We start from the raw sequence: 12,795 nt of genomic DNA, 5'->3' as shown, positions 1-12,795 counted from the left end.
GCGTCAGCACCTGCGCGCATATCCAAGACGACATGCACTCGGCCTGGCGCACCGACTGTCAGCTCGGGGTCGACTCAGCCTCAAGATCCAGTTCCAGCTGCTGCGGTTCGTGGCGTGGATCGACCTCGGCGAAATGCGGTGTCTCCATGACCGGCTGAGCCACGAAGGGCTCCTGCTCCACGTGGCGATCTCGTTCACCATGCAGTCGCACCATCACAAACATGGCCAGCGAAAACGCCGCCATGCCCAGGAACAGCCACAGGCCATCGGGGCCTGCCGCCTGCATCACCAGCGACGCACTGAAGGGGCCAATGACCGAGCCGATGCCGTACCACATCATCAGCTTGGCGTTGGCGGCTACCACTTCTTCCGGCTCCAGCCAGTCGTTGGTGTGGGCAAGGCTCAATGAATACAGCGTATGCAACATGGCGGTATGACCGCAGGCGATCGCCAGCAACCACCAGAAACTGCCGCCCGCCACTACCGAAATCAGCGCCCCGGTGACGGTCATGACGATGGCCATCCACAGGATGACGCGCCGCCTGTCCAGCCGATCCGATACGCGACCGAGGCCCCACTGGGCCACCAGCGCCACCAGTGTGGTCACCGCCATGAATTTCGCGGTCTGGGCCGTTGTCAGACCGATTTCCTGTCCATAGTAGGGGGTCATGGCAAAGAAGGCCTGAACCATGAGACCGCCAGTGAAGGCGCCGACCAGCCCGACCGGAGCACGACGATAGAGCGTCTTCAGCTTGATCTTGCGAGGGGTAATATCGCCATGGCGGCTGGGCCCGTGGATACGATGAATCGATAGCGGCACCAGGGACAGGGCAAACAGCATACCGACTACCGAGAACAATACTGGCCCGGCCGGGTCGGCGATGTTCAGCATCCATTGCCCACCCGCCAGTGAGGTCGTCGAGATCACCATGTACCAGCCGAGTACCTTGCCCCGATTGTCATTGCTGGACTCACCCGATACCCATGACTCCATCACCATCAGCAGGCCCGCGGTGGCACCACCGCCAATCAGCCGCCACACCAGCCAAGCCCAGGGATTTACCCATAAACCATGGAGCATGGCCGTGACTGCCAGGGAGGCGGCGCAGGCCGCAAACACGCGAATATGGCCGACGCTGCGGATGCGCTTCTCGAGCCAATAGCTTCCCGCCACGAACCCCAGCGAAAAGCTCGACATCAATAGGCCTGCCATCTGCGAGGGAAACCCTTCCAGTGACATCCTGACCCCCAGCAAGGTCATGATCAGGCCGTGACCTAGCAGAAAGCACATCTCACACAGAAAAAGCACAGGTAGCGTGGCGGGCAGCGCGCGCAAGGGGAACCTCCGTGGGTATGGGACGTGGACGATCGACCTGTCTGTCGTCCGCTCTGCGTGGGTGGGCTACAGGGACAGGACAGGGACGATACGGGGGCAACGGCGCCGCATTGTACCGATCCGTTGAGAGGAGACCATCCCTCGCAGGAGGTTCATCCACAAAATCTGTGGATAAGGCTGTGCATCAAGGCGTTTGAATGGCCCAGGGGCCCGGCCACAGGGGGGGCATGCTCAAGATGGTCACAAAATCGACAACCCCTTGAAGCACTTCAACGAAAGCGGCCCGACAAGAGCCGGGCCGCGATAATGCGTGTTCAAGCTGACACGTCAATCAGTCAAATACCATCTCCGGTACGTGCTCTGGAACGATCAGCTTGCCGGCGGTCTTCTCCTTGATCTCCTCGACGCTCACACCAGGCGCACGCTCCTTGAGGATAAAGGCGCCGTCATCGATCTCGAGGTAGGCAAGATCGGTCAGCACCCTTTTGATGCAACCCGCACCGGTCAGGGGCAAGGTGCACGACTCCAGCAATTTCGACGATCCATCCTTGGAGGCGTGGGTCATGGTGCAGATGATGTTCTCTGCCCCGGCCACCAGGTCCATGGCCCCGCCCATGCCCTTGATTAACTTGCCGGGCACCATCCACGAGGCAATGTTTCCGTTCTGGTCTACCTCAAAGGCGCCCAGTACGGTCAGGTCAACGTGACCGCCGCGAATCATGGCGAAGGATTCTGCAGACGAGAAAATGGCCGCTCCAGGGCGCGCCGTCACGGTCTGCTTACCCGCATTGATCATGTCCGGATCGACCTCTTCTTCGGTCGGGAAGCGGCCCATGCCGAGGAGCCCGTTCTCGGACTGCAGCATGACGTCCATGCCTTCCGGCACATAGTTGGCGACCAGGGTGGGAATACCGATGCCCAGGTTCACGTAGAAACCGTCTTCGAGTTCACGGGCGACACGCTGTGCCATCTGTTCACGAGTAAGTGCCATCTTGATGCCTCTTGTCTATGTCATGGAGCTGGTTGCCCGTTGGCGCTTACCTTGGCAAGCACCCTCAACGGGTCTGAATCTAGCGGCCTGTCAGCCCTGATGCACCGTGCGCTTCTCGATGCGCTTCTCAAAGGTGCCCTGGATCAGGCGGTCCACATAGATACCCGGCGTATGAATTTCGGCCGGATCCAGCTCGCCAGGCTCGACGATCTCTTCCACTTCGACCACGGTGATCTTGCCTGCGGTGGCCGCCATCGGGTTGAAGTTCTGGGCAGTCTTGCGATACACAACATTGCCGTAGCGATCCGCCTTCCAGCCCTTGACGATGGCAAAGTCGCCGACAATCGCTTCCTCAAGAATGTAGTGACGTCCATTAAACTCGCGGACTTCCTTACCCTCGCCGATAGGTGTCCCGTACCCAGTGGCGGTATAGAACGCGGGAATCCCGGCGCCACCAGCGCGCATCTTCTCCGCCAGGGTGCCCTGCGGGGTCAGCTGGACATCGATTTCACCGTCAAGCATCTGACGTTCAAACAGCGCGTTCTCGCCCACATAGGACGCCAGAATCTTGCTGATCTGACGATCTTCCAGCAGCACACCAAGGCCGAAGCCATCCACGCCGCAGTTGTTGGATACGACGGTAAGGTCCTTGACCCCGCGACGCTTGATCTCGGCAATCAGATTTTCAGGGATACCACAGAGGCCGAAGCCTCCGGCCAGTACCGTCATTCCGCTTTCGATGCCGTCCATCGCCTCTTCATAGGAATACACGCGCTTGTCGAATCCGGCCATGTGGGCGCCTCGTCTGTCGATGATCAGTGAAGGAAATGCCTGGCAGCCGTCAATGGGCAGCAGGACACTGCTACAAGGTAGCACTGATGGCAGTGTTGCCCGGGATAATATATTTGTTAAGTTTGTTTTATTTATTGATTGTTTTACCATCCTTATAAATTTGACCTTGGTAGCACACCATGACCGTGAAGCAACTCCGCGCCTTTCTCGCCGTCGCAAGGACGCTGAGTTTCACCCAGGCCTGCGAGCAGCTGCACCTGTCTCAGCCCGCCCTTAGCCTGGCCATCAAGGGGCTTGAAGACAGCCTGGGCGGGCGCCTGCTAATCCGCACCACCCGTAGCGTGCGACTGACACCGGAAGGCGAGTCGCTGGTGCCCCTGGCCAAGCGCCTGCTGGTGGAGTGGGATAACACTGAGGACGCCTTGCGCCAGCGCTTTACCTTGCAATTGGGTCGCCTCTCGCTGGCGGCCATGCCCGCCTTTGCGGGCAATCTGCTGGCGCCGTCCCTGGCGGTCTTTCACCGCCGTCACCCACGTATCAACGTGACCGTGCACGATGTGGTCAACGAGCAGGTCATCGACATGGTCCGCCAACGCCAGGTCGAGATGGGCATTGCCTTTGAGCCGGAAGCCACAGGCAGCCTGCACTTTACCCCGCTGTTCAGCGATCGCTTCATTGCGGTGCTGCCCCCCCGCTCTCCCTTGGTACAGCACTCATCGTTGTCCTGGGACACCCTGATGAACTGGGACTTTGTCGCCCTTCAGCGTCCCTCCATGGTCAGGCGCCTGCTGGAACAACAGCTGGGCAGCCGCCATGGCGCGCTCAAGGTCGCCTTCGAGACCCATCAGCTGGCAAGTGTGGGGCGCATGGTCGCCAACGGGCTTGGGGTCAGTGCCGTGCCAGCACTGTGTATGTCGCAGATGCAAGAAGCCGGAGCCGTCTGTCGGCCACTCTCCGACCCGGCGATCGAGCGCAGGGTCGGTATCGTGACCTGGAATCCCCATGAACTGTCTGTCGCCGCCCGCGCCATGGTCGATATCCTGGAGGGTGCCACGCCGCCCCCACAGCTACCTTCCCGGGCGGCGCAGCAAGAGGCGCAACGGTGAGTAGCCAACGCCGAGGATGCGCCTTCGGCTGGGCAGCCAGCGGCATATCCATTAGGATTGGCGAGCTCCCCGCTGCCCCCCTGCAGCGAACCAAGCGACACAATTCTGAGATGAGGTATGTAACTTGATGTCTAGCCTCAAGGGACTGGTCAGCATTCTGCTGCTCGTGGCCAACACCCTGTTCTGGACCCTGCCCCTGGTGTGCTTGACCCTGCTCAAGCTGATCACCCCAGGACGCCATCTGCAGCGTCGTGTGCTGGGCGGCCTAAACGCGATCGCTCTGAACTGGATAGGCTTCAACCTGTGGTGGATACGCCACTGGGTACGCCCTGACGTCAGGATAACGGTGCCTGACGATCTGTCTCCGGAGTCCTGGTACCTGATCCTGTCGAATCACCGCAGCTGGACCGATATCTTCCTGCTGATGATGGCGATGCATCGCAAGGTCCCCATGCCTCGCTTTTTCCTTAAACAGCAGCTGATCTGGATTCCGGTAGTCGGCATGGCCTGGTGGGCCCTGGAATTTCCCTTCATGCGGCGCTACAGCAAGGAACAGCTGGCGGCCAATCCGGCCCTGGCGGAACGTGACCGCAAGGCCACCGAGCGCATGTGCGAGCGTGCGCGGGATGTCCCCATCGCCATCATCAACTTTGTCGAGGGTACCCGCTTTACGCCGGCCAAGCGTGATGCGCGCCAGAGTCCGTTCACCCATCTGCTGCGTCCAAAGGCGGGGGGCATCGCGCAGGTGCTGGCCCTGCTGGGAGATCGCCTGGATGCGATCCTCGACGTCACGATCGACTACCAGTCGAGCGCGCCGAGTTTCTGGCGCTTTTTGTGTGGCAAGGAAAAGGCCATTCGGCTTGATGCGCGTCGCCTGGACGTCGCTGACTGGATGCTGGATGGCCGCTACCACGACGACCCGATCTACAAGGAACGCTTCCATTCATGGCTCAATGCCCTTTGGCAAGACAAGGACGCTTCGCTCGCCTCGCACCGCTGGTGATCGCCGGCATGGCGCTGCTGATCACCGGGTGCGCTGGTTCCGGCGCCAACAGCGGCCCCAGCGCGAGATCCAGCCATGTGGCGAGTGCCTCCATCGCAGGAGACTGGATCAGCGTTCAACGCGGCGACACCCTCGGCACGATCGCCCGCAGGGCTGGCATTCCGCTGCTGCGTCTTCAGCGCTTTAACCCGGGTGTCGATTCTCGTCACCTGGCGGTGGGGCAACGCCTGCTGGTACCGTCACGACAGGAACGCGCGCCCTCCGGCGGCCCCTACCGTTATCAGGTGAGGCCCGGCGATACCTACAGCGCCGTCGCCAGACGCTTCGGCACGACCACGGCGCGCATTCAAAGCGCGAACCCCGGTGTCCGCGCTACTGATCTCAAGGTCGGGCAACTGATTCAGGTTCCACTGCGCGCCAGCAGCGCATCGTCCAGCCGTGCGACCGCTGCGTCGAGCGCTCCTTCCAGCAGCGCCCGCCTGCCGGACCCTGGCCCGGTGACATCGCGGGCACGTGGCTGGCCATGGCCGCTGGACGACTATCGTGTGGTGCGCCGCTACGGCAATGACAGTCGCGGCAGGCTGCAGCCGATGCTGCTGGCCACCGACGAGGGTGCCAATGCCAAGGCGGTCGCCGATGGGGAAGTCAGTTTCGCTGACAGCATGCGCCAGCTTGGCAAGGTGGTCATCGTGCACCATGCCGATAACCTGCAGAGCGTCTATGCGCTGTGCGGCGACATTGTGGTATCCAAGGGCGATCAGGTCACCCGCGGTACGCCGCTGTGCTCGGTCGGCAAGCACTCGTCGACCGGCCGCTATGACCTGCTGTTCGATATGCGCCATGGGGGCAAACCCATCGATCCTGGCACCATCCTGCGTTAAACGCCTCGGCCGTCGCCCTCTGCCGTCGCTCTCACTCCCAGAGCGACGGCTTGCCCCTTGGCCTTGCGCCGCGTCTTTCCGTCGATCCTCTCTGCAGCTGCTTTTTCCTGCCCGCACCACCCGCTCCGTCCGCCTGTAGTAACAGGCTATTCACGTGGCTGACCCAGAGCTGTCATGGGCGCATTGCATGCTCGTCCTCGAGCGGGCCAAGTGGGGCCCGACGGGCACGAGGAACGCCATGCGCATCTGTCTGGTCAGCGAAACCTGGTCTCCCGACATCAACGGAGTCGCCCACACACTCGGACGTATCAGCCGGGAGCTGCTTGCCCTCGGCGTCACCTTGCAGCTGGTGCGCCCGGAGCCTGTCGATGCCAGCGCCGCCAAGGCGGAGGGCATGGAGCACGAGCTAAGTGTGCGCGGGATGTCGATGCCACGCTACAAGGAAGTTCGAATTGGCTGGGCCAGCGTCGGCACGCTGAAGCGCCTGTGGCAGACGACCAAGCCAGATGCCATCTATGTAGCCACCGAAGGCCCGCTAGGCTGGTCGGCCTTGCGTGCCGCCGAGAAACTGGACATACCAGTGGTCAGTGGATGGCACACCAACTTCGACCACTATTGCCAGGATTACGGTGTGCCCTGGCTAGCTCCGCTGGTCCGCCAGCGCTTGCGCCACTTCCACAACCGCTGCGCCGCCACGCTGGTGCCGACACATCAGCAGGCGCGTGAACTGGCGACGGCAGGATTCGAGCGCGTGTCTGTGATGGCGCGTGGTATCGAAGGTGACCGCTTCACTCCTGACAAGCGGAGCCAGGAGCTCCGGGACTCCTGGGGAGTCGGTCAGCACCAGCCGGTGGCCCTGTACGTCGGACGGTTGGCGCCAGAAAAGAACCTCGACCTGCTCAGAGACACCTTCCTCGACATGCTGGAGGCTCGTCCTGACATGCGCCTGGTCGTGGTGGGCGATGGTCCTGGACGAGCAAGCCTCGAGAAGGCGCTGCCTGACGCCATCTTCACGGGGTTCATTGACTCAGCCCAGATGCAGACACACTACGCCAGCGCCGACATCTTCGTCTTTCCCTCCCTGTCGGAAACCTGGGGCAACGTGATACTCGAGGCCATGGCCAGCGGGCTCGCCGTCGTCGCCTACCGCCATGCCGCAGGGGCAGAGCTGATCAGCACCGATCACGATGGGGTCAGTATCCCGCCGGGAGATAACCAGACCTTCCGCCAAGAGGCTGTGGCGCTATGCCAACAGCAGGCCCGTTACGCGCGGCTGGGCAGAGCGGCTCGGGAACGAGCACTGGCCTACCGCTGGCCCACTATCGCTCAGACCTTCCTGGACGCCCACGAACATGCACGCCATGCACGCGGACAGCTCTCGAACCCTGCCGAAGCCTGAGAGTGGCATGACCCACGCCGGGTCGGGCGCTGATTGATGTAACGGAGAGGAGACACGAGATGACCAACAAGATTCCTCAGTGGTTCGACCGACTCGACATGCTCGAGTGGCAGCTCTGCCAGCGCACCGCCGGATTCAGCATCTATCGGCCTTGGCTGTCTACCCTGAAAATCGCCAGCAAGCTTGGCGATTGGCCGGTATGGGTGGCGCTGATCATCGCCCTGCCGGCCTTGCATGGCCGTGATATCGGACTGCGCTTGATGTTCGAATACATCGCTACTGCGCTGGTCGCCATCGCGGTCTACAAGCTGCTGAAGACGCGCCTGTGTCGTGAGCGTCCCTTCATTACCTTCGGCGGCAGCATCCAATGCAACGAGCCCGCCAGAGACCGCTACAGCTTTCCCAGCGGGCATACCATGCACGCCGTGATGTTCTGCACCCTGGCAGCAGTGCATAGTCCCGCCCTGTTGCCTTGGCTATTGCCTCTGGCCGGGTTGATTGCCATCTCCCGGGTTGGCCTGGGGTTGCACTACTACAGCGATGTCGTCGCCGGTGCCGCGCTGGGATATGCCATGGCGTTGGCCAGCCTGGGTCTATCGACCACCTCCGTGCTGGTGGTGGCAGCCACGTCGTGAACCGAGTGCGGACCCTGTACTGCCTGCCAGCGGGTCCGCCCTAATCTGACACAGCGCCCAGCGCTCCCACAGCGTCCCTTCCTACGAGCCCCAGCTTCCCTTATCTAGAGCCTGGCCCTCATGCCATGGCCCTGCAGGGCTGTTATGCTGACGCCATGCCCAACCCTGATACCCATCACATTCTGACGTCGCCCCCGCTGACGTATGTCTCACGCTTTCTGCCGAGCGACGTCGCCACTGACACCCTCGAAGGACTGCTGAGAGACCTGGATTGGCAGCGCCCCGCTATCCGCCTCTACGGCAAGACCCACCTGATCCCGCGCCAGCAGGTATGGATGGGCGACCACGCTTACCGGTTCTCCGGCAACGACTTTCTGCCATGCCCCTGGCACCCGCTGGTCGCTGATCTGCGGGACCGGCTGAATGCTCAGCTTCCCCCTACAACGCCTCTCTTCAACAGCGTATTGATCAACCGCTATCGCAGTGGGGACGATCGCATGGGCTGGCACTGCGACAATGAGCGAGAGCTTGGCCCCCTGCCCGTCATCGCCTCCATTAGCCTCGGCGCCAGCCGACCCATGCGCTTTCGCTGGAAGGACCGCCGATCACCGGCGTTCAATGTCTGGCTCGACCATGGCAGCCTGCTGTGGATGGGACCTGGCTGTCAGGAGCAGCTGGAGCATGCGCTGCTGCCCCGCAGCAGCGTCGGCCAGCGGGTCAACTTGACCTTTCGCCATCTCGACACGGCCTCCTGACACGTCACAGCTGACGTAGAGGCCGGACAACGAAGGCGCACCGAGATCGCAATAGTGTCGTGCTGACACAAAAAACGGCGCCGATGGGCGCCGTTTCGTAGAGATGCTTGCGTTCAGCTGAGGCTTTGTGGCTGTTGTCCCCGAATCTCACACACAAGATAACGGTATAACACCCACTACGCTGAAAGCTCAGGCCTAAAGTGACGAACGCTCGCTGGCGGCCTATCCCCGATAGTAGCCAGGCGTGATGACCGGCATCCGTGTCACCGTCATCGGCAGCCGCTTGCCACGCACCTCAGCGTAGACCGTGGTGCCCAACTCCGCGTGGTCGAGCGTGACGTAGCCCATGGCCACGGGCTTGCCCACGCTGGGCCCAAAACCTCCGGAGGTCACGCTGCCCAAGAGCTGATTGTCTTCACTGTACAGCTCGGCACCCTCACGCACCGGCGCCCGGCCCTCGGCCAGTAGCCCGACCCGCTTGCGCTGATGGTCCTTGACCTCAATCTGATGCAGCACCATGTCCGCCCCCGGAAAACCGCCGGCACGCTCGCCACCGCGACGCCTTGGCTTGCCGATCGCCCAGATCAATCCTGCCTCGACCGGAGTCGTGGTGGTATCGATATCGTGACCGTACAGGCAAAGCCCCGCTTCCAGGCGCAACGAGTCCCGCGCGCCGAGACCGATCGCCTCGACCTCATCTTCTGCCAGCAGCTTGCGGGCAAGCGCATCCGTCTGTTCTGCCGGCACAGAAATCTCGAAGCCGTCCTCGCCGGTGTAACCGCTGCGACTCACCCACACAGCAATACCATCGATGTCGAACCGGCCATGCTGCATGAACACCATGTCACAAGCCGCCGGGCACAGGCGCTGCATGACACTGGCAGCCTTTGGGCCCTGAAGGGCGAGCAGGCCACGGTCTACCACTTCAATCTCATGATCCGGCAGCCCGCGGCGAAGGTGCGCAATATCCTGCTCCCGGCAAGCCGCATTCACCACCAGATAGAGATGGTCCCCGGCATTGACCGTCATCAAGTCATCGAGAATGCCACCCTCCTCGCTGGTGAACAGACCATAGCGCTGCATGCCTTCCGGCAGTCCCACCAGGTCCGCCGGTACCAGCGATTCCAGGGCGACCAATGCGTCATCGCCGCGAATCAGGATCTGTGCCATGTGCGACACGTCGAACAGGCCACAGGCGGCCCGAGTGTGCTCATGCTCCTTCTTCACCCCCAGGGGGTACTGAACAGGCATGTCATAGCCAGCGAAGGGCACCATCTTGGCCCCCAGCTCGCGGTGAAGGGCATTCAGCGGTGTGGTCTTGAGGTCACTCATGGCGTCTCATCTCGTGGTTCATGAAAGAACCCCCGAACGACAGGAGGTGCCCTTGAGGCACCTCCTGCCGACGGCCTGGGTTCAGGACTTGTGATGGTCGAGGTCTTCGCCCGGCAGGATGTCCTTGCCGTCGAAGTAGTCTTTGGTCAGCTTGAACACCACCGGCGACAACAGGGCCAGGGCAATCAAGTTGGGAATCGCCATCATGGCGTTGAAGGTGTCTGCCATCAGCCAGATGAAGCCAAGCTGCGCCAGTGCACCTACCGGAATGGCAGCCACGAACAGAATGCGATACAGCATGATGGAGCGCGTGCCGAACAGGAACTGGAAGCACTTCTCGCCGTAGAAGGACCAGCCCAGAATCGTGGTGAAGGCAAACACCGCCAGGGCAATGGAGACGATGATGTCACCCCATCCACCAGGCAAGGCGTTTTCAAAGGACATGGCGGTCAGCGAGGCACCCTGTTCACCGGTTTCCCAGATGGGGGCGGTCAAGATGACCAACGCCGTCACGGTGCACACCATGATGGTGTCGATAAAGGTACCCAGCATGGCGATCAGGCCCTGACGCACCGGATTCTTGGTTTGCGCCGCGGCGTGAGCAATGGGGGCACTACCGAGGCCCGCCTCGTTGGAGAAGATACCGCGCGCCACACCAAAACGAATGGCCGCCATCACCGCTGCACCGGCAAAGCCACCCACTGCTGCATGGGGGTTGAAGGCGTAATAGAAGATGTCGGAGAAGGCATTACCGATCTGGTCGGCATTCACGGACAGCGCGCTGACGCCGGCAATGATGTAGGCGATGCCCATGACCGGCACCAGCTTGCCCGCCACCTTGGCGATGCGCTTGATCCCCCCCAGGATAACGGCACCCGCCAGCACCATGATCACCAGACCGGTGACCCAGTGCGGGATACCAAAGCTGGAATCCAGCGCGTCGGCGACGGAGTTCGACTGCACCGTGTTACCGATACCAAAGGCGGCCACGGCGCCGAAGAAGGCGAAAGCGCCACCCAGCCACAGCCATTTGCGGCCAAGACCGTTCTTGATGTAGTACATCGGCCCGCCGATGTGGAAGCCGTTCTCGTCAGTCTCGCGATAACGCACCGCCAGCACGGCCTCGGCAAACTTGGTGGCCATACCGACCAGTGCGGTGATCCACATCCAGAACACCGCGCCTGGACCACCCAGCGCAATCGCCGTCGCCACGCCGGCGATATTACCGGTACCGATCGTCGCTGACAGCGCCGTCATCAGGGCGTTGAAGGGAGAAATTTCCCCCTCGTCCTGGGAGGACGCCTTGCTGTCTCGTCCCCCCCACATCAACTTGAAGCCCATACCCAGCTTGCGAATAGGCATGATCTTCAGACCGATCTGCAGGTAGATGCCTACCCCCAGCAGCAGGACCAGCATGACTGGCCCCCACACCACGCCATTAATGGCGGAGAAGATGTTGTTGAGTGCGTCCACGGAAGTCTCCCTTTGACTCGGCACTTGTTATTATGCGCCACGTATTGATGCGCTACCCGCTGCTGCCCTGCCGCATTCCGATAAAACTCTATCGAAACAACGGATCTGCCAGCGGATTAGGTAGCACGGACCCGCCTAAGATAGCGGATATTGCTACACGCGCACCAGTCACGCTGTTTCACGCAAGCCCCTGTTCGCAAACGCTGGCCCAAGCTGCATAAGACAGGCCCGTCGACACCGGCATAAGGCAACCACCGAATAAAGACCTACGCCGACGATGTGCTGCGTTGCGGGCTCGCGACACCTCCATCAAAGTTTCTTATTGGAAACTTTTGACACCATATCCAAGACAGCGCTTCCTGGCAAACATTGCCCGCAGCACGGGGCGAAGGCCTCCGTTCTGCAATATCAGCATAGTCCCCCGCCATGTCTGCTGCCCACCGCCCGCCTGACCCGCCACCCTCAAGCGCCAAGCAGCCCCGGCCAGCGCTACCTCGGGTGAGGAAGAGGTGTGACCTGCCAGCGAACGGCATCACGAACTTTCCCGCCGGGCTGGACGCGACGAGCGCTTCGATCCACCCTATGTCGTGAGGATACGTCAACCGACTCGGTATTCTCTTGTCATGGACTCGCCAAATGCCTTGAATGGCGTTAGCATGCGCGAAACCGGAAAACCTTTTTCGTATAGGAAATCGAGATGAGCTCAATCCCCGCCAACCTGCGCTACGTCGACAGCCACGAATGGATTCAGGACAACGGCGACGGAACTGTCACCATCGGTATTACCGACCACGCGCAGGAGTCCCTGGGCGACGTGGTGTTCGTTGACCTGCCTGACGTCGGCAGCAGCCTGTCCAAAGGTGACGAGTTTGGCGTCATCGAATCGGTCAAGGCGGCTTCCGACCTGTACGCGCCGGTGGACGGCGAGGTCATCGAGGTCAACGAATCTCTGGAAGACTCGCCGGAGACCGTCAACGAAGCTCCCTACGAAGATGGCTGGATCATGAAGGTGCGCCTGGACGACAAGAGCGCTCTCGACGATCTGCTTGATGCAGAGGCTTATCAGGCAGTGGTCGACGCCGAAGGCTGATC

Annotated in this window: 12 protein-coding genes; 7 read left to right on the top strand and 5 right to left on the bottom strand. The window is 61.5% G+C overall.

What is annotated here, in order from left to right; translation table 11 throughout:
* Positions 1-58 precede the first annotated feature (58 nt).
* The 3 genes from JF545_RS02895 to JF545_RS02885 form a co-directional block, all read right to left on the bottom strand.
* Positions 59-1,336, bottom strand: a complete 1,278-nt coding sequence (locus JF545_RS02895; protein WP_206938573.1) for an MFS transporter — start codon at positions 1,334-1,336, stop codon at positions 59-61.
* A 331-nt stretch (positions 1,337-1,667) separates the two neighbouring features.
* The gene (locus tag JF545_RS02890) at positions 1,668-2,327 is read right to left on the bottom strand and encodes a CoA transferase subunit B (protein WP_206938571.1); all 660 of its coding nucleotides are present in this window, start codon (positions 2,325-2,327) and stop codon (positions 1,668-1,670) included.
* Between the two features lie 90 nt (positions 2,328-2,417).
* Positions 2,418-3,119 (bottom strand): CoA transferase subunit A, encoded by a 702-nt coding sequence (locus JF545_RS02885; protein WP_206938569.1) that lies wholly within the window; start codon positions 3,117-3,119, stop codon positions 2,418-2,420.
* Positions 3,120-3,298: 179 nt separating this feature from the next.
* Between JF545_RS02885 and JF545_RS02880 the strand changes: the two genes are divergently transcribed.
* The 6 genes from JF545_RS02880 to JF545_RS02855 all read left to right on the top strand — a co-directional run bounded on the left by JF545_RS02880 (position 3,299) and on the right by JF545_RS02855 (position 8,898).
* The gene (locus tag JF545_RS02880; protein WP_206938567.1) at positions 3,299-4,225 is read left to right on the top strand and encodes a LysR family transcriptional regulator; all 927 of its coding nucleotides are present in this window, start codon (positions 3,299-3,301) and stop codon (positions 4,223-4,225) included.
* 127 nt (positions 4,226-4,352) lie between these two features.
* Positions 4,353-5,228 (top strand): acyltransferase, encoded by an 876-nt coding sequence (locus JF545_RS02875; protein ID WP_206938559.1) that lies wholly within the window; start codon positions 4,353-4,355, stop codon positions 5,226-5,228.
* Positions 5,171-6,109, top strand: a complete 939-nt coding sequence (locus JF545_RS02870; RefSeq protein ID WP_206938557.1) for a LysM peptidoglycan-binding domain-containing protein — start codon at positions 5,171-5,173, stop codon at positions 6,107-6,109. Before JF545_RS02875 ends, JF545_RS02870 begins: the two co-directional genes overlap by 58 nt.
* Before the next feature lie 238 nt (positions 6,110-6,347).
* Positions 6,348-7,508 (top strand): glycosyltransferase family 4 protein, encoded by a 1,161-nt coding sequence (locus JF545_RS02865; protein ID WP_206938546.1) that lies wholly within the window; start codon positions 6,348-6,350, stop codon positions 7,506-7,508.
* Between the two features lie 59 nt (positions 7,509-7,567).
* On the top strand, positions 7,568-8,143 hold the full coding sequence (locus tag JF545_RS02860; RefSeq protein ID WP_206938544.1) for a phosphatase PAP2 family protein: 576 nt from the start codon (positions 7,568-7,570) through the stop codon (positions 8,141-8,143).
* 155 nt (positions 8,144-8,298) lie between these two features.
* Entirely contained in the window at positions 8,299-8,898 is a 600-nt protein-coding gene (locus JF545_RS02855) for an alpha-ketoglutarate-dependent dioxygenase AlkB family protein (protein ID WP_206938542.1), read from the top strand.
* 222 nt (positions 8,899-9,120) lie between these two features.
* Here the strand turns inward: JF545_RS02855 and gcvT are convergent, their stop codons facing one another.
* Both gcvT and JF545_RS02845 read right to left on the bottom strand, forming a co-directional pair.
* Positions 9,121-10,230, bottom strand: coding sequence for a glycine cleavage system aminomethyltransferase GcvT (gcvT, locus tag JF545_RS02850; protein WP_206938540.1), 1,110 nt, complete (start codon positions 10,228-10,230; stop codon positions 9,121-9,123).
* An 81-nt stretch (positions 10,231-10,311) separates the two neighbouring features.
* On the bottom strand, positions 10,312-11,646 hold the full coding sequence (locus JF545_RS02845; RefSeq protein ID WP_242520666.1) for an alanine/glycine:cation symporter family protein: 1,335 nt from the start codon (positions 11,644-11,646) through the stop codon (positions 10,312-10,314).
* Between the two features lie 754 nt (positions 11,647-12,400).
* Between JF545_RS02845 and gcvH the strand changes: the two genes are divergently transcribed.
* The gene (gene gcvH / locus JF545_RS02840) at positions 12,401-12,793 is read left to right on the top strand and encodes a glycine cleavage system protein GcvH (protein ID WP_206938536.1); all 393 of its coding nucleotides are present in this window, start codon (positions 12,401-12,403) and stop codon (positions 12,791-12,793) included.
* Positions 12,794-12,795 lie beyond the last annotated feature (2 nt).

The organism is Halomonas litopenaei (genome assembly GCF_017303055.1).
Lineage (GTDB): Bacteria > Pseudomonadota > Gammaproteobacteria > Pseudomonadales > Halomonadaceae > Halomonas > Halomonas litopenaei_A.
This window is presented reverse-complemented; position numbering and strand designations above follow the sequence as displayed.